This is a genomic window from Pseudomonas sp. BMW13 (genome assembly GCF_013357275.1).
Classification (GTDB): domain Bacteria; phylum Pseudomonadota; class Gammaproteobacteria; order Pseudomonadales; family Pseudomonadaceae; genus Aquipseudomonas; species Aquipseudomonas khazarica.
This window is the reverse complement of sequence record NZ_SUKD01000011.1, coordinates 44,892-71,168: the sequence shown is the minus strand read 5'-3', so window position 1 is coordinate 71,168 and position 26,277 is coordinate 44,892. Positions and strand designations below refer to the sequence as shown.

At 67.3% G+C, this 26,277-nt stretch carries 28 protein-coding genes; 13 read left to right on the top strand and 15 right to left on the bottom strand.

Annotation, left to right across the window (positions count from 1 at the left end):
- Positions 1-542: BCCT family transporter (locus E4487_RS09150; protein WP_175253184.1), on the top strand; the 542-nt coding region annotated here is incomplete at its 5' end.
- Between the two features lie 108 nt (positions 543-650).
- Here E4487_RS09150 and E4487_RS09145 read toward each other — a convergent pair.
- The gene (locus E4487_RS09145; protein ID WP_047588376.1) at positions 651-2,039 is read right to left on the bottom strand and encodes an L-serine ammonia-lyase; all 1,389 of its coding nucleotides are present in this window, start codon (positions 2,037-2,039) and stop codon (positions 651-653) included.
- 143 nt (positions 2,040-2,182) lie between these two features.
- On the opposite strand from E4487_RS09145, the gene E4487_RS09140 reads away from it, so the two are divergent.
- Positions 2,183-3,085, top strand: a complete 903-nt coding sequence (locus tag E4487_RS09140) for a LysR family transcriptional regulator (RefSeq protein ID WP_037057521.1) — start codon at positions 2,183-2,185, stop codon at positions 3,083-3,085.
- A 180-nt stretch (positions 3,086-3,265) separates the two neighbouring features.
- Here the strand turns inward: E4487_RS09140 and E4487_RS09135 are convergent, their stop codons facing one another.
- The 3 genes from E4487_RS09135 to E4487_RS09125 form a co-directional block, all read right to left on the bottom strand.
- Positions 3,266-3,427: a DUF2986 domain-containing protein gene (locus E4487_RS09135; RefSeq protein WP_081876536.1), complete on the bottom strand. Its 162-nt coding sequence runs from the start codon at positions 3,425-3,427 to the stop codon at positions 3,266-3,268.
- A 237-nt stretch (positions 3,428-3,664) separates the two neighbouring features.
- Positions 3,665-4,372 carry a 3'-5' exonuclease gene (locus E4487_RS09130; protein ID WP_037055601.1) on the bottom strand — a complete coding sequence of 236 codons (708 nt, stop codon included), beginning with the start codon at positions 4,370-4,372 and terminating at the stop codon, positions 3,665-3,667.
- Positions 4,369-6,288, bottom strand: a complete 1,920-nt coding sequence (locus E4487_RS09125; protein WP_037055600.1) for a DUF294 nucleotidyltransferase-like domain-containing protein — start codon at positions 6,286-6,288, stop codon at positions 4,369-4,371. Before E4487_RS09125 ends, E4487_RS09130 begins: the two co-directional genes overlap by 4 nt.
- 114 nt (positions 6,289-6,402) lie before the next feature.
- On the opposite strand from E4487_RS09125, the gene E4487_RS09120 reads away from it, so the two are divergent.
- The 3 genes from E4487_RS09120 (at position 6,403) to E4487_RS09110 (ending at position 10,951) form a co-directional block, all read left to right on the top strand.
- Positions 6,403-6,969 (top strand): LemA family protein, encoded by a 567-nt coding sequence (locus E4487_RS09120; RefSeq protein WP_175253183.1) that lies wholly within the window; start codon positions 6,403-6,405, stop codon positions 6,967-6,969.
- 2 nt (positions 6,970-6,971) lie between these two features.
- Positions 6,972-8,903 carry a DUF2207 domain-containing protein gene (locus tag E4487_RS09115; protein WP_175253182.1) on the top strand — a complete coding sequence of 644 codons (1,932 nt, stop codon included), beginning with the start codon at positions 6,972-6,974 and terminating at the stop codon, positions 8,901-8,903.
- Positions 8,904-9,037: 134 nt separating this feature from the next.
- Positions 9,038-10,951 carry a DUF2207 domain-containing protein gene (locus E4487_RS09110; protein WP_175253181.1) on the top strand — a complete coding sequence of 638 codons (1,914 nt, stop codon included), beginning with the start codon at positions 9,038-9,040 and terminating at the stop codon, positions 10,949-10,951.
- A gap of 1 nt (position 10,952) precedes the next feature.
- On the opposite strand, the gene E4487_RS09105 is transcribed toward E4487_RS09110, so the two are convergent.
- From E4487_RS09105 to folE2, 5 genes are read right to left on the bottom strand one after another with little or no spacing between them, the layout of a single operon-like run.
- A complete protein-coding gene (locus tag E4487_RS09105) occupies positions 10,953-12,290 on the bottom strand; it encodes a dihydroorotase (RefSeq protein ID WP_175253180.1) in 1,338 nt (445 codons plus the stop codon).
- Positions 12,287-12,847, bottom strand: coding sequence for a DapH/DapD/GlmU-related protein (locus E4487_RS09100; RefSeq protein WP_037055589.1), 561 nt, complete (start codon positions 12,845-12,847; stop codon positions 12,287-12,289). Before E4487_RS09100 ends, E4487_RS09105 begins: the two co-directional genes overlap by 4 nt.
- Positions 12,844-13,077, bottom strand: a complete 234-nt coding sequence (gene yidD / locus E4487_RS09095; RefSeq protein WP_037055587.1) for a membrane protein insertion efficiency factor YidD — start codon at positions 13,075-13,077, stop codon at positions 12,844-12,846. Before yidD ends, E4487_RS09100 begins: the two co-directional genes overlap by 4 nt.
- Positions 13,074-13,493 (bottom strand): phosphoribosyl-AMP cyclohydrolase, encoded by a 420-nt coding sequence (gene hisI / locus E4487_RS09090; RefSeq protein ID WP_037055585.1) that lies wholly within the window; start codon positions 13,491-13,493, stop codon positions 13,074-13,076. Before hisI ends, yidD begins: the two co-directional genes overlap by 4 nt.
- A 3-nt stretch (positions 13,494-13,496) precedes the next feature.
- Positions 13,497-14,387: a GTP cyclohydrolase FolE2 gene (folE2, locus tag E4487_RS09085; protein WP_175253179.1), complete on the bottom strand. Its 891-nt coding sequence runs from the start codon at positions 14,385-14,387 to the stop codon at positions 13,497-13,499.
- A gap of 71 nt (positions 14,388-14,458) precedes the next feature.
- On the opposite strand from folE2, the gene dksA reads away from it, so the two are divergent.
- The 3 genes from dksA to E4487_RS09070 are packed head-to-tail and all read left to right on the top strand — an operon-like array spanning position 14,459 to position 16,745.
- Complete coding sequence (dksA, locus tag E4487_RS09080; RefSeq protein WP_037055581.1) at positions 14,459-14,881, top strand: RNA polymerase-binding protein DksA; 423 nt, start codon at positions 14,459-14,461, stop codon at positions 14,879-14,881.
- Positions 14,882-14,895: 14 nt separating this feature from the next.
- Complete coding sequence (gene zigA, locus E4487_RS09075) at positions 14,896-16,101, top strand: zinc metallochaperone GTPase ZigA (protein ID WP_037055578.1); 1,206 nt, start codon at positions 14,896-14,898, stop codon at positions 16,099-16,101.
- Positions 16,101-16,745 carry a DUF1826 domain-containing protein gene (locus E4487_RS09070; RefSeq protein ID WP_175253178.1) on the top strand — a complete coding sequence of 215 codons (645 nt, stop codon included), beginning with the start codon at positions 16,101-16,103 and terminating at the stop codon, positions 16,743-16,745. The genes zigA and E4487_RS09070 overlap by 1 nt, the downstream gene beginning before the upstream one ends.
- Positions 16,746-16,930: 185 nt before the next feature.
- Here E4487_RS09070 and E4487_RS09065 read toward each other — a convergent pair whose 3' ends face one another.
- Complete coding sequence (locus E4487_RS09065) at positions 16,931-17,281, bottom strand: hypothetical protein (protein ID WP_037055574.1); 351 nt, start codon at positions 17,279-17,281, stop codon at positions 16,931-16,933.
- Between the two features lie 84 nt (positions 17,282-17,365).
- Here E4487_RS09065 and E4487_RS09060 point away from each other — a divergent pair, with 84 nt between their 5' ends.
- Both E4487_RS09060 and E4487_RS09055 read left to right on the top strand, forming a co-directional pair.
- On the top strand, positions 17,366-18,343 hold the full coding sequence (locus E4487_RS09060; protein WP_175253177.1) for a GTP-binding protein: 978 nt from the start codon (positions 17,366-17,368) through the stop codon (positions 18,341-18,343).
- Between the two features lie 36 nt (positions 18,344-18,379).
- Positions 18,380-19,258 (top strand): alpha/beta fold hydrolase, encoded by an 879-nt coding sequence (locus E4487_RS09055; protein ID WP_037055571.1) that lies wholly within the window; start codon positions 18,380-18,382, stop codon positions 19,256-19,258.
- 95 nt (positions 19,259-19,353) lie between these two features.
- Here the strand turns inward: E4487_RS09055 and E4487_RS09050 are convergent, their stop codons facing one another.
- Complete coding sequence (locus E4487_RS09050) at positions 19,354-19,749, bottom strand: DUF3301 domain-containing protein (RefSeq protein WP_037055569.1); 396 nt, start codon at positions 19,747-19,749, stop codon at positions 19,354-19,356.
- 121 nt (positions 19,750-19,870) lie between these two features.
- Here E4487_RS09050 and E4487_RS09045 point away from each other — a divergent pair, with 121 nt between their 5' ends.
- Positions 19,871-20,404 carry a zf-TFIIB domain-containing protein gene (locus E4487_RS09045; protein ID WP_175253176.1) on the top strand — a complete coding sequence of 178 codons (534 nt, stop codon included), beginning with the start codon at positions 19,871-19,873 and terminating at the stop codon, positions 20,402-20,404.
- A gap of 25 nt (positions 20,405-20,429) precedes the next feature.
- On the opposite strand, the gene E4487_RS09040 is transcribed toward E4487_RS09045, so the two are convergent.
- Positions 20,430-20,915: an acyl-CoA thioesterase gene (locus E4487_RS09040; protein ID WP_037055566.1), complete on the bottom strand. Its 486-nt coding sequence runs from the start codon at positions 20,913-20,915 to the stop codon at positions 20,430-20,432.
- Positions 20,916-21,019: 104 nt separating this feature from the next.
- Here E4487_RS09040 and E4487_RS09035 point away from each other — a divergent pair, with 104 nt between their 5' ends.
- Positions 21,020-21,730 (top strand): tetratricopeptide repeat protein, encoded by a 711-nt coding sequence (locus E4487_RS09035; RefSeq protein WP_175253175.1) that lies wholly within the window; start codon positions 21,020-21,022, stop codon positions 21,728-21,730.
- Entirely contained in the window at positions 21,730-22,977 is a 1,248-nt protein-coding gene (locus E4487_RS09030; RefSeq protein ID WP_175253174.1) for a hypothetical protein, read from the top strand. Before E4487_RS09035 ends, E4487_RS09030 begins: the two co-directional genes overlap by 1 nt.
- A gap of 112 nt (positions 22,978-23,089) precedes the next feature.
- On the opposite strand, the gene E4487_RS09025 is transcribed toward E4487_RS09030, so the two are convergent.
- The 3 genes from E4487_RS09025 to E4487_RS09015 all read right to left on the bottom strand — a co-directional run bounded on the left by E4487_RS09025 (position 23,090) and on the right by E4487_RS09015 (position 26,208).
- Positions 23,090-23,230: a hypothetical protein gene (locus tag E4487_RS09025; protein WP_373921512.1), complete on the bottom strand. Its 141-nt coding sequence runs from the start codon at positions 23,228-23,230 to the stop codon at positions 23,090-23,092.
- Between the two features lie 119 nt (positions 23,231-23,349).
- Positions 23,350-24,717, bottom strand: a complete 1,368-nt coding sequence (locus E4487_RS09020) for a glutamine synthetase family protein (protein WP_175253173.1) — start codon at positions 24,715-24,717, stop codon at positions 23,350-23,352.
- Between the two features lie 96 nt (positions 24,718-24,813).
- Positions 24,814-26,208, bottom strand: a complete 1,395-nt coding sequence (locus E4487_RS09015; protein ID WP_175253172.1) for an aspartate aminotransferase family protein — start codon at positions 26,206-26,208, stop codon at positions 24,814-24,816.
- Between the last annotated feature and the right edge of the window lie 69 nt (positions 26,209-26,277).

The following is a 26,277-nucleotide window of genomic DNA, read 5'->3' as shown; positions in this document are numbered from 1 at the left end:
CGGCGTTCTACTGGGCCTGGTGGATCAGCTGGTCGCCGTTCGTGGGCATGTTCATCGCGCGGGTCAGCCGTGGCCGCACCGTGCGTGAATTCCTCACGGCGGTGCTGCTGGTGCCGTCGCTGGTGTCGGTGATCTGGATGAGCACCTTCGGCGGGACCGCGCTGCACCAGGCCCTCGGCGGCCTCACCGAACTGCAGCAGGCGGCCCTGGAGCTGAAGATGTTCGTCATGCTCGATCAGCTGCCGATCAGCGCCATCAGCTCGTTCGCCGCGATCGTCCTGGTGGTGCTGTTCTTCATCACCTCGTCGGACTCCGGCTCGCTGGTGATCGACACCATCACCGCTGGCGGCAAGATCAACGCACCGGTCTCGCAGAAGATGTTCTGGGTGATCATGGAAGGCGCCCTGGCCGTCGCGCTGCTGCTTGGCGGTGGCCTGGTGGCCCTGCAGGCGATGGCGGTATCGACCGGCCTGCCGTTCACCGTGGTGTTGCTGGTCGGCTGCGTGGCGATCATCAAGGGGCTGAGCAGCGAGCCGCGCTGAGCGGCCGCTGGCCCTCTTCCGATACTGGGAGAGGGCTTCCCCCGGCAGCAACGAAAACGCCGCGAACCTTTGCAAGTTCGCGGCGTTTTCGCGTCTAGCGATCGAACATCAGCATTCGATGATGTTCACCGCCAGGCCGCCACGGGCGGTTTCCTTGTACTTGGTCAGCATGTCGGCACCGGTCTCGCGCATGGTCTTGATCACCTTGTCCAGGCTCACGTAGTGCGCGCCGTCGCCGTACAGCGCCATGCGCGCGGCGTTGATCGCCTTCACCGAGGCGATGGCGTTGCGCTCGATGCAGGGAATCTGCACCAGGCCGCCGACCGGGTCGCAGGTCAGGCCCAGGTGGTGCTCCATGCCGATCTCGGCGGCGTTCTCGACCTGCTCCGGGGTGCCGCCGAGTACCGCGCACAGCGCGCCGGCCGCCATCGAACAGGCCACGCCGACTTCACCCTGGCAACCCACTTCGGCGCCGCTGATCGAGGCGTTCTCCTTGTACAGGATGCCGATGGCGCCAGCGGTGAGGAGGAAGTCGATGATGCCGCGTTCGCTGGCGCCGGAGATGGCGTTGGCGTAGTAGTGCAGCACCGCCGGGATGATGCCGGCGGCGCCGTTGGTCGGCGCGGTGACCACGCGGCCACCGGCGGCGTTCTCCTCGTTCACGGCCAGGGCCCAGAGGTTGACCCAGTCGAGCATGCGCAGCGGATCTTCCATGTAGCTGCGCTGGAAGCCGCCCAGCTTGCGCGCCAGGATCGCCGCGCGCCGGCGCACCTTGAAGCCGCCCGGCAGGATGCCTTCGGTGCGGCAGCCGCGCTCCACGCAGGCCTGCATCACCTTCCAGATTTCCAGCAGGCCGGCGTCGGTCTCTTCGTCGCTGCGCCAGTGGCGTTCGTTGCGGCGCATCACCTCGGCGATGCCGATGCCATGCTCGCGGCTCAGGCGCAGCAGGTCGGCGCCGCTGCGAAACGGCAGCGGCAGGGCCGTGGCGTCCGGGGCGATGACCTTGTGCTTGGAGCCATCGGCGAGAATCGCCTCGCTGACCACGAAGCCGCCACCCACCGAGTAGTAGGTGGCCTCGTGCACCTGGATGCCCGCGCCGTCGAAGGCGGCGAAGCGCAGGCCGTTGGCGTGCAGCGGTAGCGCCTTGCGGAACATCTTCAGGTCGGCCTTCTCGTCGAAGGCGACGGCGTGCTTGCCGGCCAGGACGATGCGCTTGTCGCGACGGATGGTGTCGATGTACTCGGGGACCTGGTCGACGTTGACGGTATCCGGCTCATGGCCGCTGAGGCCGAGCAGGACTGCCTTGTCACTGCCGTGGCCCTTGCCGGTGGCGCCCAGCGAGCCGTACAGCTCGGCGACGACACGGGTCACCTGCGGCATGTGGCCGTGGTTCTCCAGGGCGTGGGTGAACAGGGCGGCCGCGCGCATCGGGCCGACGGTGTGGGAGCTGGACGGGCCGATGCCGACTTTGAACAGGTCGAAAACGCTGATAGCCATGGCGAGGTTCTTCTTCTGGGTGAGTGGACACGCGCCCGGTTCCGCGCGTGTGGACAACCCTATCTAAGAACGGCTTTATCATTATGTATACTGATTTATTTTTAATATATTCGTTAGCAACTCTTAACTATTGAGATCCTGCCATGGACATCACCCGCCTGCGCACCCTGCGTGAACTGGCCCGTTGCCGCACCATGGCGGCCGCTGCCGAGTCGTTGCACCTGACGCCGTCGGCCGTGTCGCAACAGGTCGCCTTGCTCGAACGCGAGGTGGATGTCGCGCTGATCGAGCGGCGTGGGCGCGGTGTCGTGCTGACGCCGGCCGGCGAGCGTCTGGTGGCGCATGCCGAGCGCATCCTCATGGTGCTCGACGAAGCCCGCTCGGAGCTGGCGCTGCTGCGCGGCGAAGTGGCCGGCGAACTGCGCGTGGCGGCCTTCGCGTCGATCTCCGTGGCGGTGATCGCGGAAACCGTGCGCGCCCTGCGCAGCAGCTATCCCCGGTTGAACGTGGTGGTGCTGGAGCTGGAGCCGCAGGAAAGCCTCAGTGCCCTGGGCGCCTGGCAGATCGACGTGGCGGTGATCGACGACCTGGCCGTGACCCCGGACGAGAACCGCGAGCACTACGCGCTGATCCCGCTGACCCAGGACCTGCTGCACGTGCTGCTGCCCATCGACCACGCCCTGGCCAGGCACGCCAGCCTGACCATCGCCGACCTGCGCGAGGAGGCCTGGGCGCTGGACTCCACCGGCAGCTCGTTCGGCGAATTCATCACCAACCTGTGTCGCCGTTCGGGCTTCGCGCCGCGCATCAATGCGCACTGCGCCGGTTTCGAGATGGTCGCGGCGATGGTCGCTTCCGGCAACTCCATCTCCATCGTCTCCGGCCTGCGCCTGGTCCGCCCGCTGCCCGGTGTCACCGCCGTGCCCCTGCTGCCCGACATCCAGCGCGGCGTGTTCCTCGCCTATCGCAAGGGCGAACGCGACCATCCGGCGGTCAACGCGTTTCTCGACGAGGCGGTGTACACGGCAGACAAGGTGCTGGGTTAGTTCCACTGCCTCCTGTGGGAGGGGCGTTGGCCGCGATGCTTCTGCGGCGTTGAGCAGACGGCGCTCTGCCCGTCACTCCTCAGCCATCCGCCCGCCTGGTGGTGGATAAGCTTCGCGTTATCCACCCTACGCGGCTGACCTGTAGGAGCGGCTTCAGCCGCGATGTTCTCTGTCTGCGTCTTACTCAGCGGGCGTGACGCTCTCTTGAGCGGCATCAGCCGCCAGCTTCGCCCTGTCGGCCTTGCTGATGTACTTGGGTTTGTTGCTCTTGGGCGCGAGCTTGGCGTTGGCCTTCCTGGCGTGGGCTTCGAGTAGTTGCTTGATCTTCTTGCGGCGATTCATGGGTGTGTATCTGCGTTGTCCTGAATGGATGATCCTCACGCGGAGCCCGTAGGGTGAAGGCTACTTGCTCGCGCCACCGACCCCGTAGGAGCGGCTTCAGCCGCGATGCTTCTGCGGCGTTGAGCAGATGGCGCTCCGCCGGCCATATCTTGGCCATCCGCTCGCCTGATGGTGGATAAGCTTCGCGTTATCCACCCTGCGTGACTCGGCCGGCACGACGGACCTGTAGGAGCGGCTTCAGCTCCACAGCGCGCCCACCGGCGTATGCGCCGGGTAGTGCCTGGCCACCTGGGCCTGCAGCAGTTCGCCGCAGGCGAGGGCGTCGGTCAGGGCGTGGTGGGCGCTGTACAGCGGCAGGCCGTAGCGCAGGCGGCTGTCGGCCAGGCGGATGGACAGCGGTTCGCGGCCGCGCAGGCGGTCCCACCAGCTGACCGTGCGCTTGGGATGCAAGCGCGCTTCCAGCTCCATGGTGTCGATGATGGGGAAGAGCAGCCCCTCGCCCAGGTGCTCGCGCAGGGCCTGGTCGAGGAAGTTGCGCTCGATGTTGCGGTAGTGCGCCACCACTACCTTGCCCGCCAGGGCCTCCAGCAGTTCCTCCAGCACATGGGCCAGGCGCGGTGCGTGGCGGATGTCGGAGTGGGTGATGTGGTGGAAGGTGACCGACTCGGCGCTCAGCTCGCTGGTGGGTTTGACCACCCAGTAGCGCGCCTCGGCGCAGCGGATGCGCTGCAGGTCCAGCGGCACCAGGCCGAGGCTGACGATGGCATGTTCGCGCGGATCGAGGCCGGTGGTTTCCACGTCCAGCGCCACCAGCGGCGCCTCGGCCAGGGGCGTATCGGCGGTGATGCAGCCAGCCGCGTAATAGGCGCGCAGGCGTTCGTCCTGACTGCTGGCGGCGAGTTCGGCGAAGCGCTGCGGCCAGTCCGGGTTGTGATCGGCACTCATTGCGGACGGGTCAGCGGCTGGGCCGGGTAGCGGAAGCGCAGGAATTTCTGCGCGTTGCTCACCACCTGGAAGGCTTCCTTGAGGTGGTGGCGTTCGCTGGAGCTGAACTGCTCCGGCTCGACGTAGTTGTCCGGCGGGTTGCCGGCTTCCACCTCGCGCGCCTGGTGGCGGATGCGCACCAGGCTGAGGAACTCGAAGGCGTAGCGCAGGTGATCCAGGGCTTCCTTGGGCAGCAGCTTGGTGGCAGCGATGGCGTCGAGGCGCTCCAGCGAGTTCTGCGCCTTGGAGCCGCAAGCCAGGGCGTGCACGCGGATCAGGTCGGTGAGCGGCGCGGTGCCGCGTCCCTTGAGGTTGATGATGTTCTTCTGGCGGCCGTCGGTTTCCATCACGAAGGTGCGGAAGAAGCCCAGCGGCGGCGTGCGGTTGAGGGCGTTGCGCGCCAGTGCGGCGAGGAAGGCCGGGGTACCGCTGGCCTTTTCCGCCAGCAACTCCTTGAGGTTCTCCACCAGCGCGGTCTTGCCGTACACCCCGTCGAGGTCGAAGAAGATGCTGCTGTTGAGCAGGGTCTCGGGGTTGGGCTGCTCGATCCAGCGCGTGAAGTAGCCGCGCCAGACCTTCAGCGGCTGGCGCCACTTGGGGTTGCTGGCCATGATGCCGCCCTTGCAGTAGGCGTAGCCGCAGGCGGCCAGGCCGTTGCTGACGAACTGCGCCAGTTCGGCGAAGTAGGCGTCGTGCTGTTCCGGGTCGAAGCTGTCGTCGAGCACCAGGGCGTTGTCCTGGTCGGTGAGCAGCAGCTGTTCGTCGCGCGCCATCGAGCCGGCGATCATGAAGCAGTAGGGCACCGGCGGCGGCCCCAGGTTCTCCTCGGCGAGCACCAGCAGGCGGCGGGTGAAGGCGCGGCCGATGCTGCTCATGGCGCGGCCCACCATGTGTGCGCTGGCATCGTCGGCGACCATGCGCACGAAGGTGGCGTGCAGGTCCGGCAGCAGGCCCTTGAGGCCGTCCACGGAGTCCTTGTTGAAGATGCTGTTGACCAGGTAGAGGCTGCTGCGCGACTCGTAGCGGATGACGTCGGCGAGGGAGATCATGCCCACCGGGCGCCGGCGTTGCAGCACCGGCAGGTGGTGGATGTTGTTGCGCAGCATGCACAGCATGGCCTCGAACACCGACTCGTCGGCCTGCACGGTGACCGGGCCGGGTGTCATCACCTGGCTGACCGGGGTATCGCCGGGCAGCCCTTCGGCGAGGACGCGCACGCGCAGGTCGCGGTCGGTGAGGATGCCCGCCATCACCTGGGTCTGCTGGTCGGCGACCTGCACCTGCGCCGGGTTGGGCCAGCGCCGGCCGGGGTTGACGATGATCACCGAGGATACGCTCTGCTCGCTCATCACCTGCGCCACCTGCTGCACGGGCATGTCCAGCGGCACGCTGACTGGCGCCCGGCCGATCAGTTTGCGCACCTTGATCTTCATCAGCTCGCTGGCCTTGCCGTGGCTGTCTTCCAGGGCCGACTTGAGCCGCGACTGGCCTTCGGCCTCGACGAAATCGGCGAAGCTGTCGAACTGGTCGCACAGCTGCTGGAACAGCGGGCCGGGGATGAAATAGATCAGGCTGTCTTCCAGCGCCCTGGCGGCCAGGCGTACCTTGTTGCCACGCAGCAGGCCGGCCTGGCCGAAGAGGTCACCTTCGGTCAGGCGATTGTGCAGTTCGCCACTGCGCCGGTGGATCTCCACCGCGCCGCTGCGTACATAGTGCAGTTCGTGGATCGGTTCGCCAGCGATGAGGATTTCGCTGCCGGCCTTGAAGTAGCCTACTTGCACTTGCCGGGCGATATCGTCGAGGGTCTGCTCCGGCAGATTGTCGAAGGGGGCGAAGCGATTCAGGTGATCGCGTATCTCGATCAGCTCGATCTGCATGCGGGCCTCGCGGGTTGGCTGGCATTACAGGATACGAGCATCGCGCCGGGATGTCCCCCCGGGGTGTCGCGATGAGGACAGTCGCCGTCACAACAGGCTGAACAAGGAGAAGCTATGCAGGGTTCGGGTTTATGGTGGGGCGTCGGCGTGCTGCTGGTGCTGGCCGGTGCGACGGTCTTTTACTACAACCGCCTGGTGTTCAATCGCCACCGCGTGGCCGAGGCCGCGAGCGGCATCGATGTGCAGCTCAAGCGGCGCTCTAGCCTGATCCCGGCGCTGGTGGAGTGCGTGCGGCAGTATCTGGGCTACGAGCAGCAGACGCTGGAGCGGCTGGTGCGTGAGCGGCAGCGCGCGGAGCAGCTGAGGGATTCGCCGCTGGGCCAGCGGGCGCCGGTGGAGGCGCAACTGGGCAGCCAGCTGCGTCAGCTGTTCCTGCTGGTGGAGGATTACCCGGAGCTCAAGGCGGATCAGCGCTTTCGCGAGCTGCAGGGCTCGATCAGCGAGGTCGAGAACCATATCCAGATGGCCCGGCGTTACTACAATGGTGCGGTGCGCGAACTGAACGTGCTGGTCGAGTCGGTGCCGAGCAACCTGGTGGCACGGGCGTTCGCCTTCGAGCAGGCCGAGTACTTCAGCCTGGATGATCCGGGTGACGCCGAGTCACCGAAGATGGAGTTCTGAACATGCAAGGATGGCTACGTGGCCTGCTGCTGGTGGCCTGCCTGCTGCCCGGTCTGGCACTGGCGGAAGAAGCGATCGAACACTTCGCCGTGACCCTGCAGGTCGAGAGCGACGGCAACCTGCTGGTGACCGAGCGCATCCTCGTGCGTGCCGAGGGGCAGGACATCCAGCGTGGCATCTACCGCGATCTGCCGGTCAGCTATGCGTTGCCGGCGGGCCTGCGGGAGACCAGCCCGATCACCCTGCTGGGGGTGACCCGCGATGGCCAGCCCGAGTCGGTGCACAGCGAACGCAACGGCGCCTGGGTGCGCTACTACCTCGGCTCGTCGTCGGTGCTGCTCGAGCCTGGACGCTATCGCTACGAGCTGCGCTACCGGGTGGAGCGCGCCCTGCTGCATCACGCCGATCGCGATGAGCTGTACTGGAACGTCACCGGCAACGGCTGGGTCTTTCCCATTCGCCGTGCCTCGGTCGAGGTGCGCCTGCCCGCCGGGGCGCGGATCGGCCAGCTGGCGGCCTACACGGGGGCCTCTGGCGCGCAGGGAAAGGACTATGAGGTACTGCTGCGCAGTGACGACTTCGTGAGCCTGGCCACTACCGGGCAATTGCCGGCCTATCACGGCCTGACGGTCGCGGTGGACTGGCAGGCGGGCCTGGTGCCACGGCCCACGGCCATGCAACGTGCCGCCCAGTTGCTGCGTGACAATCTGGGCCTGGCCCTCGGCGCGGCGTTGCTGCTCGGACTCGCGCTGTTCTACCTGATCGCCTGGTGTCGCGTCGGGCGAGACCCGCGCAAGGGCGTGATCATTCCCCTGTTCGAGGCGCCACAGAACATGACGGCGGTGCAGGTGGGCTACCTCTGGCACCGTGGCCTGCGTGGCGATTTCTCGGCGGCGCACGCCTTCGGCGTATGGCTTACCGACATGGCCATCGGCAAGCACTTGCTGATCAAGGACCGGCCGCGCAGTGGCTTCATCCTGAGTCGCAGCACCGAGGCACATGGTGAGCTGACGGCGCTCGACGCCGACGTGCTCGAACGCCTGCTGCCTGCCGATAAGGCGGATGCCTCGTTGCAGGTCGGCAGCAAGTACGAGCCGCGCATGGCCGACGCCCTCGGTGGCCTCGGTGAACACCTGAGCAAACAGGGCAAGGCCTGGTTCAGCAACAACCGTGGGATCTGGACGCTGGGCCTGTTCTGGGCCTTGCTGGCGTGTCTGACGATGCTGCTGGTCGACGCCAGGGGCGACGACGACTGGCCCATGGCGCTGGTTGGGCTGGCGTTCAGCCTGGCCTTCGCCGTGGCGTCGCTGATCATGTTCACGCTGGCGCTGCACCAGCCGTCGTTCGGCAAGAAGCTCGGCATGGGCTTCGGCGCACTGATGTTCTTCTGGCCGGTCCCGATGGGCCTGCTGATGATCGCCGAGGTGACGTCCTGGGCGGCCATTCTGCTGATCGCGCTGTATCTGCTGCTATTGGTGGTGTCCTACATCCTGCTGCCGGCGCCGACGCTGCTCGGGCGCCGCCTGCTGGACGGCCTCGAAGGCTACCGTGACTACCTGCAACTGGCCGAGCGCGACGTCCTGGCGCTGGCCGCTGATGCCCCGGCGATGAGCATCGCGCTGTACGAGCGCCATCTGCCCTACGCCATGGCCCTGGGCGTGGAGGACAAATGGAGCGCGCGTTTCAGCGAGGCGCTGGCCAGTGGCCTGATCGATCCGCAGCTGCGTGACTACCAGCCGGACTGGTATGAGAGCCGTCGCCGCTTCAGCTCGGCGCAGGTCATGAGCAGCGCCCTGGCCACGGGCCTGAGCAGTGTGGCCGCCCTGGCCTCGACGCCACCGTCGAGCAGTTCGTCGGGCGGCTCCTCGGGTGGTTCGTCCGGGGGCGGCTCCTCCGGTGGCGGCGGCGGTGGCGGTGGAGGCGGCGGCTGGTAGCACGCCGTCGCTCTGCCGGCGAATATCCTGCGCCTGTGCGGTATTCGCTTTTTCTCGCCGGGTCGCTCGGGTAGGGTGCCGCTCCGATTTGCCCGAGAGATGGCTGCGCAGGTACGCGCATCGAGGAGAGTGTCATGTCAGGAAGACTGCGGGTGCTGTTGTGGCTGTGCTGTTTCTGCGCGTTCGGCCTGCGTGCCGAGGAGGCGATTCAGGCCTATGACGTGCGCATGCAGGTCGAGCCGAGTGGCGACGTGCTGGTGACCGAGCGCATCGCGGTGACGGCCGAGGGCAAGATGATCGTCCGTGGTATCTACCGCGACATTCCCGTCCGCTATCGCCTGGGCAACGGCCTGTTGCGCAGCACGCCGCTGACACTGATATCGGCCACGCGTGACGGGCGTCCGGAAAGCGTCACCGAGCAGCGCCTCGAGCATGCCCTGCGTCTGCGTCTGGGCAGCGCCGATGTGCGGCTCGAGTCCGGGCCTCATGTCTACGAACTGACCTACCGCATGAATGCGCAGCTGCTGCATCACGCCAGCGTCGATGAACTCTACTGGAACGTGACCGGCAATGACTGGTCGCTGCCGATCCGCCACGCCAGCGTCGAGGTACTGCTGCCGGAGGGCGCGCAGATCCAGGCGGCACATGGCTATACCGGCTACCGGGGTTCGCGTGAAGGGGCCTACGAGGTGCTCGAGCAGCAGGGCAACCGCCTGCGCCTGGCGACCACGCGCGAGCTGGATGCGCGTGAAGGTTTTACCGTCGCCCTGGCCTGGCAGGCGGGGCTGGTCACTCGCCCCGGCTGGTGGGACGAGCTGCTGGTGCTGCTCGCCGACAACCTGCGGCGCATTCTGCTGGTGGCCGCTTTCAGCGGGTTGCTGCTGTTCTACGCACTGATCTGGTGGGCGAAGGGGCGCGGGCCGGCCAAGGGCCTGGTGATCCCGCTGTTCGAGCTGCCACGGGGCGTCAGTCCGCTGATGGCCGGGTACGTGTGGCGCCGTGGCCTGAAGCATGACCGCAAAGGCGTGCGGGCGCTGAGCATCATGTTCACCGACCTGGCCATTCGCGGCTGGCTCAGCCTGCAACGCGACACCAGCGGCCTGGTGCTGACGCGGGGCGAGGTGGACGGGGATGCCATACGCGAGGAGGAGCGGCGCGTGCTCAATGCCCTGATCACGCGGGAGGGCGGCTCGCTGACTCTGGGCGGGCGCTACGAACCGCGTCTGGCGAACGCCCTGGAGGTGCTGCTGAAGAGCGTCAAAGGGATCGAGCGGAACAACTTCAGCAATGCTACCGGGCACTGGCTGTTCGGTGCCTTCTTCGCCCTGGTGACGGGGATCGCGCTGCTGGTGACGTCCACGGGCGACGCGGAGGCTGCGAACAACGCCGTCTGGCTGATGCTGCTGGGAATGCTGCTGGGGGCCGGGACGCTCTACTGCCTGACCCACGGGATGATCGGGGCCGGACTCCCGCTGCTGCTGTTCGCCCTGGTGTGCCTGGGCCTGGCCGCAGGCCTGGTGGGCGGTGATGCCGTGCTGCAGTGTCTGGCACTGTTCGCCATCGTCGCCGTGGCACGCAAGCTCATGCGCTCGCCCACCATCGCCGGACGGCGCCTGCTCGATGAGCTGGAGGGCTACCGCAACTACCTGAGCCTGGCCGAGAGGGACGTGCTGGACAAGGCGGGCCAGGCTCCGGTGATGAGCATCGCGCTGTACGAGCGGCATCTGCCCTACGCCATGGCCCTGGGGGTCGAGCGGCAGTGGACCCAGCGCTTCACCGCCGAGCTGCGCAAGGGCACGCTGGCGCCGGTGGAGGTGGACTACCAGCCACAGGGCTTCACGCAACTGATGACCTCGGGTGAGGCGATGACGCTGGCCTGGAACCTCGACCGGATGCTGATGACGGCGTCCGTGCCACCCGAGGCGCCGAGATCGGTCGACAGCTTCTCCGGTTCCAGCAGTGACGACAGCGGTTCCGGCTCGTCCGCCTCGCATGGCGGCGGCTCCTCCGGCGGAGGGGCTGGCGGCGGCGGAGGCGGCGGCTGGTAGCTCAGGCGCGTCGGTAGCGCAGCGGCAGGCCCTGGCAGTCGTCCTGCACCTGGCCGGCATGCCAGGCCAGCTGCCCGGACACCAAGGTGCTGCGCACGGCATGGCGGAAGCTGCGGCCCTGGAAGGGTGTCCAGCCGCAATGGGCGAGGATCGGCTGCTGCGCTACCGGGCCGGGTTCGGCCAGGCGCTCCACCAGGGTCAGGTCGGCCCAGTAGCCTTCGCGCAGGTAGCCGCGCTGCTCGATGGCGAAGCGCTCGGCCACGGCGTGGCTGGTCTTTTCCACCAGCAGCGGCAGTGGCAGCAGGTCGTCGGCCACCAGCTCCAGCAGCGCCGGCAGGGCGTGCTGCATCAGCGGCAGGCCGGCCGGCGCCTGCCGGTAGGGACGTCGCTTCTCCTCCAGGCTGTGCGGCGCGTGGTCGGTGCCGATGATGTCCAGGCGTCCACAGAGCAGGGCCTGGCGCAGGGCGTCGCGATCGGCGCGCTGCTTGATCGCCGGGTTGCACTTGATCAGGTGGCCGAGGGCGGCGTAGTCGCTGTCGTCGAAGTACAGGTGGTGGGCGCAGACCTCGGCGGTGATCCGCTTGCTGGCCGCCGGGCCGGGCATGAACAGCTCGAGTTCGCGTGCCGTGCTGATGTGCAGCACGTGCAGGCGCGTGCCATGGCGGCGGGCCAGACTCACCGCCAGGCTGGAGGACTGGTAGCAGGCCTCGGCATCGCGGATCGCCGGGTGCTGGTCGGCGGGGATGTCGTCGCCGTACCTGGCCTGCCACCTCGCCTCGCGTTCACGGATGCGCGGGGTGTGTTCGCAATGCGTCAGCAGCAGGGTCGGACAGTCACGGAACAGGCGCTCCAGCGCAGGCAGGTCGTCGACCAGCATGTTGCCGGTGCTGGCGCCCATGAACACCTTCACCCCTGCCACGCGGTCAGGGTCGAGCGCGGCAACGGTGTCGAGGTTGTCGTGACTGACGCCGAAGTGAAAGCCGTAGTTGACCCGCGAGCAGCGGGCGGCGCGCTGCTCCTTGGCCGCCAGCGCCTCCAGCGTCAGGGTCGGCGGCTGGGTGTTGGGCATGTCCATGACGCTGGTGATGCCGCCGGCCACCGCCGCGCGCGACTCGCTGGCGAAGCTGCCCTTGTGCGGCGCGCCGGGGTCGCGGAAGTGCACCTGGTCGTCGATCATGCCCGGCAGCAGGTACTGGCCGGCGGCGTCGAGCACGGCCTCGCCGGGGAGGTGGGCGAGGCCGCTGGCGATGGCGTCGATGCGCCCGTGGCGGATGCGCAGGTCGGCCTCGAACACACGGCCTTCGTTGACCAGCCGGGCGTTGCGGATCAGCACGCTCAAAACTCGTTCTGCAGGGCCTTGTAGCCCCGCACCAGGTCGATGTTGGTACGCGCCACGTCTTCCGAGAACTCGCTGGCCGAGACACTGACGCGGGGCAGGCTGGCGAGGTCGGTCTTCGGCCCGATGCGCTGGGTGGAGGTAACGTGGAAGCCCGCCGGCAGGTCGCAGCCGTCCACCACCGCGTTGTGCCGCACCACGCAGCCGTCGCCGACGCTGCAGTTGAACAGCACGCTGTTGAAGCCGATGAACACCCGGTTCCCGACCCGGCACGGGCCATGGATGATCGAGCGGTGGGCGATGGAGCTGTGCTCGCCGATGGTGACCGCCGCACCGGACTTTGAGTGGATCACCACGCCGTCCTGGATGTTGGAATTGGCGCCGATGACGATCGGCTGCATGTCGCCGCTCTCGTCCACCTCGTCGGCGCGGATCACCGCGTACGGGCCGACGAAGACGTTGTCCTCGATGATCACCTTGCCGCAGATGATGGCGGTCTTGTCGACATAGGCGGACTCGGCGATGAGTGGCAGGTGGCCGGACGGATTCTTGCGGATCATGGGCGTTCCTTGGGCGAGGGTTCGGGCACCGGGTCGTAGCCACCCGGGTGCCAGGGATGACAGCGCAGCAGCCGGCGCAGGCTGAGCCACAGGCCGCGCAGCAGGCCGTGTTTCTCCAGGGCCTCGATGGCGTAGTGCGAGCAGCTCGGATGAAAACGGCAGCGCGGGCCGAGCAGGGGGCTGAGCAGGTACTGGTAGAGGTGTACCAGGGCGATGGCGATGCGTTTCATCCCGGGCGGCTCACGACGACGCGCAGCTGCTCGCCGTCGAGTTCGTTGTAGAAGCAGGCAGGGCGCCCGGTATGGCAGGCCGGGCCGGTCTGTTCGACCCTGAGCAGCAGGGCGTCGCCATCGCAGTCGAGGCGGGCGCTGTGCAGGCGCTGGCGATGGCCGCTGGTTTCGCCCTTGCGCCACAGGCGCTGGCGCGAGCGCGACCAGTAGCAGACCTGGCCGCTGCTCAGGGTTTCTGTCAGCGCGGCGCGATTCATCCAGGCCAGCATCAGCACCTCGCCGTCGTCGTGGCGCTGAGTAATCACCGGGATCAGGCCGGCGTCGTTCCAGGCGATGGCGTCCAACGTTGCCTGCAACGACCGGGTGTGACCGGCGCGGGCCGACTCCAGCTGCAACCAGAAGGGTTGGGCAGGCATGCCTCAGCTCCAGTTGCAGCGGCTTTCGGCCACCGCGTCGTGGGCGTGCAGGCTTTCCGCATGGACCACCCTGAGGCAGAAGGCGCTGACCTCGGGCAACTGGCCCAGCGCATGGTGCAGGCGGCGTGCGGCGTCCTCGCAGAACATCAGGTTCTGCCCGTTGGCCAGGGCGAAGGCCTGTTCGTCGGCGCGCTTCACCGCCGTCTGGACCGGTGTGCCCAGGGCCTGCTCGGCGCTGTCGATCAGCGCCAGCAAGGGCAGGTCGATGCATGCCGGGTGCAGGCGCAGCTGCAGCGTAGCCGTGCTGCGCTGGCTGTGCGGCGTGGCGACGATGCCCTGGGTCGAGCCGAGCCAGTCGAGCGTGTTCAGGTAGTCCGCCTGCCGGTCGGGAAAGTCCCAGGCGAAGCGCTGCTGGATCAACTGCCGCGCCAGCGCCGCCGAACAGGGGCAGGTGGAGGAGTACTCGACCTCGACCTGCAGCTCGATGGTCAGGCCGCGGCCGTCCTGGCGGGCGCGTATCTCGAACGGGTAGGCCTTCCAGCCGTGCAACGGGCTGACCAGTGCCGGGCGCTTCAGCGGCACCGCGCCGCGCAGGGTCAGGCTGGCGCTGTCGGACAGTGCCTGGTGGCTGCTCAGGCAGTCATCCAGCACCTGCAGGATGGCCGGCACCTTCAGCTCGAGGTGCACCAGGCGCTGGGCTGCCAGGTACAGGCGCGACATGTGGATGCCACGCGCCGCGGCATCGTCGAGGCTGACGCCGATGTCGACGCTGGCCGTGACCGCTTCGCCCGCCAGGCGGATCGGCAGGGCGATGCCGGCCATGCCGACCCAGTCCAGCGACAGGTCGTGGTGGGTGGCTTGGGCGGCGATATCCGGCAGGGGTTGTTCGTTCATCGTAAATCCGTGGGTCGCTGTCAGAAATTAATGTTATGTTATAACAATCAAAACAAGCTAGCCGATTTGCCATGACCCTGACCGTGCCCACCCAGGTCGAGCTGCTCGCCCAGCCGGCCGACGACTACATGAACGAGGCCCAGCAACAGTTCTTCCGGGCGTTGCTGCTGGGCCAGCGCAGCGAACTGCAACTGCGCATCGACGACGAATTCGCCCAGTTGCGCGAACCCGACAGCAGCAGCGACGTCGCCGACATCGGCGCCGCCGAGGAGCAGCGGCAATGGCAGCTGCGCCTGCTGGAACGGGAAAAGAAGCTGCTGGACAAGATCGACCAGGCGCTCGAACGCCTGGCCCGTGGCGAATACGGCTGGTGCGCCGAAACCGGCGAGCCCATCGGCCTGAAACGCCTGCTGCTGCGCCCGACCGCGACCCTGTGCATCGAAGCCAAGGAGCGTCAGGAGCAGCGCGAAAAACATCAGCGTGACCGTGACTGAACGAGGAACACCCCATGCATCAGCGTCTACCCGTTACCGTGCTGTCCGGCTTTCTCGGCGCCGGCAAGAGCACCCTGCTCAACCATGTGCTGAAGAACCGCGAAGGCCGCAAGGTCGCGGTGATCGTCAACGACATGAGCGAAATCAACATCGACGGCAGCGAAGTGCAGCGCGACGTCAGCCTCAACCGCGCCGAAGAGAAGCTGGTGGAGATGAGCAATGGCTGCATCTGCTGCACGCTGCGCGAGGACCTGCTCGACGAGGTCAGCCGCCTGGCCAGCGAGGGCCGCTTCGACTACCTGCTGATCGAGTCCACCGGCATCAGCGAGCCGCTGCCGGTGGCCGAGACCTTCACCTTCCGCGATGAGCAGGGGCGCAGCCTGTCCGACCTGGCCCGGCTCGACACCATGGTCACGGTGGTCGACGGGGTGAACTTCCTGCGCGATTTCCACGCGGCGGACAGCCTGGCCAGCCGTGGCGAAACCCTGGGTGAGGAGGACGAGCGCTCGATCACCGACCTGCTGATCGAGCAGGTGGAGTTCGCCGACGTCATCCTCATCAGCAAGATCGACCTGATCAGCCAGGCCGAGCGCGAGGAGCTGATGGCCATCCTGCGTGGGCTCAACACCCATGCCGAGATTGAGGTCATGAGCATGGGCCGGGTCGCCCTGGACACGATCCTCGACACCGGCCGCTTCGACTTCGACCGCGCCTCGCAGGCGCCGGGCTGGCTCAAGGAGCTGCGCGGCGAGCACGTGCCGGAAACCGAGGAATACGGTATCGCCTCCAGCGCCTACCGCGCGCGGCGGCCCTTCCACCCGCAGCGCTTCTTCGACTTCCTCAGCCGCGAGTGGAGCAACGGTCGCCTGCTGCGCTCCAAGGGCTTCTTCTGGCTGGCCAGCAAGTACCAGGAGGCGGGCAGCTGGTCGCAGGCTGGCGGCCTGATGCGCCATGGTCTGGCCGGGCGCTGGTGGCGTTTCGTGCCCAGGCAGCACTGGCCGCAGGACGAAGAAGGTCTGCAGGCCATCATGAAGCACTGGAGCGCCGAGGTCGGCGATTGCCGCCAGGAGCTGGTGTTCATCGGCCAGAACATCGATTTCGCACGCCTGTGCCGTGAGCTGGACGACTGCCTGCTGAGCGACGCCGAGATGGCCGGTGGCCCGGAGGCCTGGCGCCTGCTCGCCGACCCGTTCGGGCCCTGGCAGCAGGAGGCGGCCTGATGTTCGCCCTGCAGTTGCCGAAGGCCTCCCGGCAGGTGCTGGGCGAAGGTGTCGAGGTGCTTGGCGAGGTGCTGCACGACAGCGTCAATCTGGCGGTCTGGCAGCGCCAGCTGCCGGCGCGGATCAGCCTGTTCGCCGAGACCTTGCTGGCCCAGGGCGAGCCGCTGGCGCAGTCGATGACGCTGGAGCTGGCGCAGCCGGACAGCGAGCCGAACCTGTTCGGCCTGGTGGCGCAGTACGCCGACATGCCGGGGCAGAGCGCCTTCCTCGCCGACGTGGCCTGGCTGGTGGGCGCCTATGCCTGCCTGCTCGATGCGCGGCGCATCGGCCTGCGCCTGCGGGTGCTGGACAAGGCCATGTGCCCGCGCTTCCACGTCGATCATGTGCCGCTGCGGCTGATCACCAGCTACGCCGGCGTCGGCAGCGAGTGGCTGGAGGAGGGGGGCATGCCGCGCAGCCGGCTGGGTCAGGCGGCTGCCGAGCCGCAGGATGAGGCCTGCATCCGCCGCCTGGTCGCTGGCCATGTGGCCTTGGCCAAGGGTGAGAAATGGCAGGGCAACGAAGGGCGCGGCCTGATCCACCGCTCGCCGCAGCCTCCGGCCGGCGAACGACGCCTGCTGCTGACGCTGGACTGGCTGGCCTGAGGCGAGCGCTCCATGTAAAGGACGCCGCTGGCCGGCCAGGTGCCGGAGACACCGACGGGGCAAAAAAAAGCCGGAGCGACTGCCCCGGCTTCAAGCACCAAGAGATCATGTCGACGCGTGACTCGACATGAGGGTTACGTGAGGTACCCGTGGCTATTAGGCGCTTGTTCGATGACGCTTTGATGTCAGGGCTTGATCCACTTGCCGCGATACTGGCTGGTGCAGGCGGGCTCCAGATACAGCGCATCGCTGGCCACGCCGTAGTAGTGGATGTCCTGCTGGTACAGGTCGTTGCCGGCGAGCGCGTTCTGGCAGACCCCGTAGGCGCCTTGCGGGCATTGCTCGACGAACTCCACCTCGACCTTCTGGCCCTTCAGCTGCGGCTGGCAAAAGCCCTCGTGGAACAGCGAGGAGGGGATATTGCGGTTCTCCTGGCACACCTTCACATCCAGGCGCTCCGCCTGGCTACGCACGATACAGGCCTCGGCGAGCGCCAGGCCCGGCAGTAGGGAAAACAGCAACAACCATGCACGCATCTGCTCGACTCCGGGAAAAACCGTCCGCGAATCTAGCACGCCGACCCGTTGCAGTCTGTGCCATGAAGCACCGACCATAGGCCCATGCTCACTCACATCCCCACTCATCTGATCGCCGGCCCGCTGGGCGCAGGCAAGACCAGCCTGATTCGTCATCTGCTGGCGCAGAAGCCGGCGCACGAACGCTGGGCGGTGCTGATCAACGAATTCGGCCAGATCGGCCTGGACGCCGCGCTGCTGGAGCAGGGCGACGATGCTGTCGCCATGGCCGAGGTGGCGGGCGGTTGCCTGTGCTGCGTCAACGGCGCGCCGTTTCAGGTCGGCCTGGGCCGCCTGCTGCGCAAGGCCAGGCCCGACCGCCTGCTGATCGAGCCGTCCGGCCTCGGTCACCCGGCGCAGTTGCTGGTGCAGCTGCGTCAGCCGCCCTGGCTCGGCGTGCTGGCCGTGCAGCCGGCGCTGCTGGTGCTCGATGCCCAGGCGCTGGCTGAGGGCCAGGCGTTGCCGGAGGTGCAGCGTGAGGCCCTGGCGTATGCCGGCTTGCTGCTGCTGAACAAGAGTGCCGGGCTGGATGCGGCGAGCCGCGCGCGGATTGCCGCCGCGCTGCCACCCGTGCCACTGCGGTGGAGCGAGCATGGGCAACTCGATCTGGCCGAGCTGCCGGGCGTGGCGGCGCAGGCCGCAACGGGCGGGGTCGGCGCCGGGTTACCCACAGGTGCGGCGAGCCTGCCGCAGATCTGGCGCAACGCGGCCGAGCCGATCTGCCAGGTGCAGGCTCAGGCGGAAGGCTGGAGCATCGGCTGGCGCTGGCACCCGAGCCAGCGCTTCGACCTGGCGTCGCTCGGGCAGTGGTTGCAGGGCCTGGACTGGCGGCGTGCCAAGGCGGTGGTGCACGGCGCGGCCGGCTGGCGTTCGCTCAATGCCGTGCAGGGGCAGGCGTTGCAGGACTGGGGGACGAGCGAATGGCGCAAGGACTCGCGTCTGGAGCTGATCTTCGCGCAGGCGCACGACGCCGATGCGCTGACGGCGGCGTTCGCCCGCTGCCGGATCGCCCCGGCTGGCTGATACACTCGCCGCGCTTTCATCGCTGTGGATAACCTCATGCAACTGCTGTCCTGGTCTCACGCCACTTCTGCCGGTTTCACCCTGCGCGGCTGGCACAGCCCGCCGTCGGGCAAGCCGCTGCTGCATTTCCTGCATGGCAACGGCTACTGCGGGCGGGTCTACACGCCGATGCTGACGCTGCTGGCGGAGGACTTCGACCTCTGGCTGTGCGACGCCCAGGGGCATGGCGACAGTGATCATGGCGGCCGCTTCCACGGCTGGAACCGCAGCGCCGAGCTGGCGGTGGAGGCATTCGAGGCCCTGCGCGGCCCGTTCGGCGAGGTAGCGCGCTTTGCCGTCGGGCACAGCTTCGGCGGGGTGCTCACCAGCCTGATCCTGGCCCGCCATCCCGAGCTGTTCCGACGCGCCGTGCTGCTCGACCCGGTGCTGTTCAGCCCGGCGATGATCGGCGTCATGGCACTGTCCGACGTGGTTGGCCTGGCGCAGCGCACCGGGATGGCGAAACGGGCGCAGAAGCGCCGCCGGCAATGGCCGGACCGCGCCAGCGCCCATGCTGCCCTGCACGGTCGTGGCATGTTCAAGGGCTGGGATGAAGCGGCCTTCGCCGCCTACGTCGAGCATGCCTTGAAGGATGTCGAGGGTGGCGTCGAACTCAAGTGCCGGCCGAGCCGTGAAGCCGACATCTTCGGCTCCTACCCGCGCCGGCTGTGGCCGTCGCTGGGCAAGATCTCGACGCCGACGCAGGTGATCCACGGCGCGCGTACCTACCCCTTCGTGGCGAAATCGGTGGCGCGCTGGTGCGCAGGCAACGGCCACGTCCGCAGCCAGGTGGTGCCGGGCGGGCACTGCTTCATGCAGGAACAGCCGGCAGACAGTGCCGAACGGGTCGCGAATTTCCTGCTGCAACGCGGCTGATGGGGCACCGCGTCATGTAGGAGCCGGCTTGCCGGCGATCGAGTGGCAGAGTATCGCCGGCAAGCCGGCGCCCGGGACCAAGGCTGCGCGCTGCCTTACTGCGCCTTGCGGCGCCAGTCTTCCAGGCGGATGACGTTGCCCGGATGCTGCACCGAAACCGGCTCGGGCTGCGGCTCCAGAACCGGGTGCGGCTCCAGCTCGATGCGCCCGAGGTGTGCGCCGAACATGCTGATCTGCCCGCGCAGACGCTGCTCGCCGGTGACGGTGAACTCGAAGTCGTAGAGCCGGGCCAGCCGGCGGTGGCCCCTGGCGTCGCGCTGGATGGCCAGGCGACGCAGCGCCACGGCACCGTCCAGCAGCTCCACATCGAGCTTGGCGCAATGCTGCTTGGCCAGTTGCAGGGCCCGTTCGCGAATGCCGTGGCCGCGCCACAGCCAGGCGCAGACGGCGGCGAACAGTATCAACAGGAATGCATCGAACAGGTTGATCATGGTGACTCCGACTTCGGGAGACAGAGCTTAGCCTATCCGCCAAGCAGTTCTCAGCTACCAACTTGCCCTTGTGTCGGCTGTGCATTAGCGTGCGCGCATTCAACTGGAAAAGGACGTCACCATGCACTGCCCCGCCTGCCGTACCAGCCGCCTGCAACCGGCAAAACTCGAAGACGGCCTGCTGGGCCATGGTTGCCCGCAGTGCTCGGGCACCCTGGTCAGCCTGCTGCATTACCGCGACTGGGCCGAGCGCCAGCCGGAGCAGGAGGGTGTGGCGACACTGGCTGCCGAGGAACAAGTGGGCGAGTCCAGCCATGCCCTGAGCTGCCCCAAGTGCGCCAAGCTGATGAGCAAGTTTCAGATCAGCGGTACCCGTGCCAACCGTCTCGACCTCTGCGGCACCTGTGACGAGGCCTGGCTCGACAGCGGCGAGTGGCAACTGCTCAAGGCGCTGGAGCTGAGCCACCGCATGCCGGCGATCTTCACCGAGGCCTGGCAGCGCCAGGTGCGTCAGCAGGCCAGCGAGCAGGCGCGGCGCGAGCGCTTCACGCGCATCGCGGGGGACGAGGCGATTGCCCGTGCCGACGAGATTCGCGAGTGGCTCAAGGACCATCCGCAGCGCCGCGAACTGTTGTTCTACATCGGCCACGACTGAAGGCGCGGCCTCTGGCAGGACGTGCTCAGGCCTTTTCCTCGCTCAGTGCCTTGTAGCGCAACTGCAGCTCCTCGCGGATCTGCCGGCGCTGTGCGGCCTGGCGTTGACGGCGCAGGCCGTCCGGGGTGTCCGGTTGCAGTTCGGGCACCGCTGCCGGGCGTCCCTGGTCGTCCATCGCCACCATGGTGAAGAAACAGCTGTTGGTGTGGCGCACCGAGCGTTCGCGAATGTTCTCGGTGATCACCTTGATGCCGATCTCCATCGAGGTGCGCCCGCAGTAGTTGACCGAGGCGAGGAAGGTGACCATCTCGCCGACGTGTACCGGCTCGCGGAAGATCACCTGGTCCACGGACAGGGTCACCACGTAGCGCCCCGCGTAGCGGCTGGCACAGGCGTAGGCCACCTCGTCGAGGTACTTGAGCAGGGTGCCGCCGTGGACATTGCCGGAGAAATTGGCCATGTCCGGGGTCATCAGTACGGTCATCGTCAGTTGCGCGGTTCCGGCTTCCATCATGGCTCCGAGTACGTGTGGGGCTGCTGAGAGTAAGGCCCGTCGGCCCTGGGGATGCAAGATTCAAACTAGACTCGCCACTTCCTGTTGCAAGGATGCCATCCATGCCAATCCGCTCGAAACGTCTGTACCTGTCCCTGCTGCTTGCCGTCGCCGGCAGTGCGCAGGCAACCGAGGACTGCGCCACCGTGGTGCAGTGCAACCAGCGCGGCACGGCCGCCTACCAGGCCGGCCAGTATGCGACGGCCATCGAAGCGTTCGAGCGTCAGTTACGACGTGTCGAGCAGGGTGACTCGGCACAGTTGGAGCTGGCCCTGAACAACCTGATCCTGGCCAACCTGCGCGCTGGCGATGCCGGCATGGCGCGGGCCTGGCTGGGCGTGGCCCTGGACAGGCAGCTCAACGGCGCCTCGACCCGCCTGCACCTGGGCAAGGTGGCCGAGGCGCTGGACTACCAGGCGCTGGCCGCCAGTCCCCAGGGTCGCTATCTGCGCTACGGCGGCCAGGCGGTGTGGAGCGAGCTGCAGATCAGCGCCGACCCGCAGGGCGGCTATCGCGCTCGCTTCTCGCCGCTGCGCGCCGGGGCGCGGGTGGAGGAATACGGCCCGGCAGCCATCGGCAAGCTGGACGGTCGCCTGCACGGCGATGGCGCCGCGATGACACTGCAGGATGCCCAGCTGGGCGCCGGTTGCGCCGTGCAGCTGCTGCGCGAAGGCATCGCCCTGCGCGTGCTGGAGGTGTTCACCGAGGGCTGTCAGGACTACGGCGGCATGGGCATCAGCGTGGCGGGCGGGTACATCAAGGTGAGCCGGTGATGCGCAGAGGGATCGTTGCACTGCTCGCGAGTCTGCCGGTGCTGCTGGTCGTGAGCGGCTATGCCTGGATGCGGGATGAGCCGCTGAGTGCCGACGCCCAAACCTGGCTCGAACAGGCCCAGGTCGATGCGGGGCAGAGTCGGGCCTATGTGTTTCTCAATGGTCTGGATGCCGATTCTGGGCAGTCGCCAGAGGCACTGGGTGCCGAGCGGCTGCAGGCCTATCGCACCTGGCGCAGCAGCCACGGCCCGTTGGATGAGGGTTTTACGGAGCCGCTGGTCCCGACGTTGGCTATAGCGAATGGACCATTGTTCTGTGCGATAGAGAAAGATGGCTGTCTGAGCACACTGCTGAGCGGGGTGTCTGGCTGGGTGGAGACGGATGAGCAGCGTCTTCTGCGCGAGCGCTACTGGCAGTTCCTCCAGCTCGATGACTACCGCAATCTGCTGGAGGACAGCATCATGGCCCCATTGCCGCCCTACCACTACCTGGTGAATGGCCAGCAGCTGCTGGCTCTGCAGCTGCTCAAGGCGGCTCAGGCGGGGGAAGGTGAGCAGGTTCGGGTGCGTCTCGACGAGGAGCTGCAGCTGCTGCGAGGGCAGATGCGCCGCGCCGATACGCTGATCGCGAAGATGATCATGGTGCGTATGGTCGAGCGCAACATGCGCTGGCAGGCCGTGCTCTATCGCCAGGGGCTGATGCCCGCGGCGAGCAGCGTGCCGGCATTCGATCAAGCCGAGCGCAGCTTGCTGAGGCCGCTGCAGTATGAGTTTCGGAGTGTGGCCCTGATGTTCAAGAGCCAGTCCAGCAGCAACCTGGACTGGAAGGAGCGCCTGCTCATGTGGTGGGGGCTGCGTCCGCAGATGAGCATCAACGCCAGCCTGAGTTTCTATCAGCCACTGGCTGAGCTGTCGCAGCTTCCGCCTGCGGAGTTTGCCCCTAAGGTCCAGCAATTGCCTGAACCTCAGTGGCAGAAGAGCCGGCGCAATCCCGTGGGTAACGTGCTGCTGGGTATGGCCATACCGGACTTTCGTGACTATGCCGTGCGTGTGCAGGACCTTGAGGCCCAGCGCCGTCTCCTGCAAGGGATGTCTCAACTGCCTCAAGGTGTGCCAAGTGCCGAGCAGTTGCATGCCTTCGACAACCCCTACTATCCGGGCCAGCCGGCGCTGCTCGATGAGCGTGACCGGCTGTGCTTTGCCGGACCTTTGCCAGTGCGAGACGGCGCGCGCTGCCTGCCGCTGTGAACGGGACGTAGCCCGGATGCAATCCGGGGGGCGGTTTGGCAGCGTCCCCGGATTTCATCCGGGCTACATGGCGCAGTCGGGTGGGTGACGCTTGTTCATCCACCTGCCCGACTCAGGCGTGGCTCAGGTACCAGCGCCAGTCCTGTTCGCCCACTTCGCCCATGAACTGGCGGTACTCGGCCCATTTGATCGCGAGAAACACCTTGAGGAAGTCCTCGCCCAGCGCTTCGCGCGCCCAGCTTGAACCTTCCAGGTTGCGCAGGCCCGTAGCCCGGATGCAATCCGGGGGGGCGGTTCGGCAGCGTCCCCGGATTTCATCCGGGCTACATGGCGCAGTCGGGTGGGTGACGCTTGTTCATCCACCTGGGCGAGTCAGGCGTGGCTCAGGTACCAGCGCCAGTCCTGTTCGCTCACTTCCCCCATGAACTGGCGGTACTCGGCCCATTTGATCGCGAGAAACACTTTGAGGAAGTCCTCGCCCAGCGCTTCGCGCGCCCAGCTTGAAGCTTCCAGGTTGCGCAGGGCGGTAAGCCAATCCGTGGGCAGCGTTTCGCGGGCCTGTTCGTAGCCGTTGCCGACGATGGCCGCCCCCGGATCGATCTGCTCGCGGATGCCCTTGTGGATGCCGGCGAGAATCGCTGCCGCCGCCAGGTAGGGGTTGGCATCGGCGCCGCAGATGCGGTGTTCGACATGACGGCTGTGGGCCGGCCCGCCCGGCACGCGGAAGGACACGGTGCGGTTGTTCACCCCCCAGCTCTTGGCCAGCGGTGCATAGCTGTTGGCCTGGAAACGGCGGAAGGAGTTGGCGTTGGGGCAGAAGATCGCCAGCGCATCGTCGAGCGTGGCCATCATGCCGCCGATGGCGTGGCGCAGCAGCGGCGTGCCCTGCGGGTCGTCGCTGGCCATCAGGTTGTTGCCGTTCTCGTCGGCCAGCGAGACGTGCATATGCAGACCGCTGCCGGCCAGGTCGCCGAAGGGCTTGGCCATGAAGCAGGCCTGCAAGCCATGTTTGTTGGCCACGCCCTTGACCAGGCGTTTGTAGCGCACGCCTTCATCGACGGCCTGCAGGGCGTCGAAACGGTGCTCCAGGGTCAGCTCCAGCTGGCCCGGCGCGTATTCGGAGATCGCCGTGCGCACCGGCAGGCCCTGCACCTCGCAGGCGGCGTAGAGGTCGTCGAGGAACGGCTGCAGCTGTTCCAGCTCGTAGACGCCATATACCTGTGGCGCCTGTGGGCGCACGCCGTTCATCTGCACGGCAGGCTGCGGGCGACCATTGGCGTCGCGCTGCTTGTCCAGCAGGTAGAACTCCAGCTCCACCGCCATCACCGGGTGATAGCCGTCGGCCTTGAGCGCATCGATGGCCCGCACCAGCACGTGGCGTGGATCGCCCGGCGTGGCTGGCAGGCCCTGGGTCGGGTGCATGCTCACCTGCAGCTGGCCGGTGGGCACGGTGCGCCAGGGTTGCAGGGTCAGGCTGCCGGGTAGCGGGTAGGTCCAGCAGTCGGCATCGGCCACTTCCCAGACCAGGCCGCTGGCCTCGACGTCCTCGCCCTGGAGGGTCAGCGACAGGATCGAGCTGGGCAGCGGCCGGCCGTTCTCGTAGATGGCCAGCAGCTCGTCGCGGTGCAGCAGCTTGCCGCGCGGGATGCCATTGGCGTCGATCAGCATCAGTTCGATGCTGCGCACCTCGGGGTGGCGTTCGAGGAAGTCGTAGGCTTCCTGAGGGGGGGCGAATTGCATGTGGGTCCTCGTAGAAGGTCGTGGGGCGCGTCTGTGGGAGGCGCTTCAGCGGCGACTGTCGCGGCTGAAACCCCTCCCACAGGCATCCTTTGGGGCTTACTCGCGGGCGCCGGGGATGGCCAGTAGCTCGCTCAAGGCCAGGTCGAGTGTGACGATCAGCTTGTCCACATCCTCGGTCGTGGTGCTCGGACAGCACAGGGTCATGTTGTGGAACGGGGTGATGAGGACGCCGCGGTTGATCAGGTACAGGTGCAAGGCCATCTGCAGCTCGTCATGGAAGGCGGCCTCGGCTTCGGCCCCGGTGCGCGGCGGCGTGGCACAGAACTGGAATTCGCAGCGTGCGCCCAGCTCGGTCACCGACCAGTCGAGGCCGTGCCGGCCTATCAGCTGACGGAAGCCATCGGCCAGGCGCGCAGCCAGCGGCAGCATGCGGTCGTAGGCGTCCTGGGTCATCACCTGCTCCAGGTTGGCGCGCATGCAGTGCATGGCCAGGGCGTTGGCCGACAGGGTGGTGCCCATGCCGCTGTGGCCATGACCCTGGCTGCCTTCGCTGGCGCGCTGGCGGGCTTGGTTCATGGCGCTGGCCATCGCCGCGCTGCAGCCGAAGATACCGCAGGGCACACCGCCGGCGATGGGCTTGCCGACCACGAAGAAGTCCGGCTCCAGCCCCCACAGGCGGGTACAGCCGCCGATGTCGGTGGAGATCGTATGGGTCTCGTCGATGATCAGCAGGCTGCCGTACTGGCGCGTCAGCTCGCGGCAGCGCTGCATGAAGCCCGGATCGGGGAGGACCATGCCGATGTTGGTCATTGCCGGTTCGCAGAGCAGGGCGCAGACATCACCCTGGGCCAGGGCGGCCTCCAGTGCTGCGACATCGTTGAAGGGGATGGCGCGGCTGTGCTCGGTCAGGTCGTAGGCCTGGCCGATCAGCCCCGAGCGGTGCACCGTCTGGCCGTCCCTGTGGCGCACCATCACGTCATCGACGGTGCCGTGGTAGCAGCCATCGAACACCAGCAGGGTCTTGCGCTGGGTGATGGCGCGCGCCCAGCGCAGCACGTAGCGGTTGGAGTCGGTCGCCGTGGCGGTGACCTGCCAGTAGGGCAGGCCGAAGCGCTGCGCCAGCAGTTCGCCGCAGACCACGGCATCCTCGCCGGGGAGCATGGTGGTCAGGCCGTTGCCGGCCTGTTCGGCAATGGCGCGGGCCACGGGATCGGGCGAGTGACCGAACATGCTGCCGGTGTCGCCCAGGCAGAAGTCGATGTACTCATGACCGTCCACGTCGAAGAAGCGTGCGCCCTTGGCGCGCTCGACGAACAGCGGCACCGGTGTCGACCAGTCGGCCATCCAGTGCATCGGCACGCCGCCGTACAGCGAATGGCGTGCACGTTCGGCCAGGGCGGCGGATTTCGGGTTGCGGGACAGGAACAGCTCGCGTTCGGCAGCGACGAAACGCTCCACGGCGGCTTGGCTGATACCACTGGCAGTGGTCATGGGAAGTACCTCGATGGGGTTTCGAGCATCATATTTTGTGATCACAAAATAGTAAACGATAGGATTTAA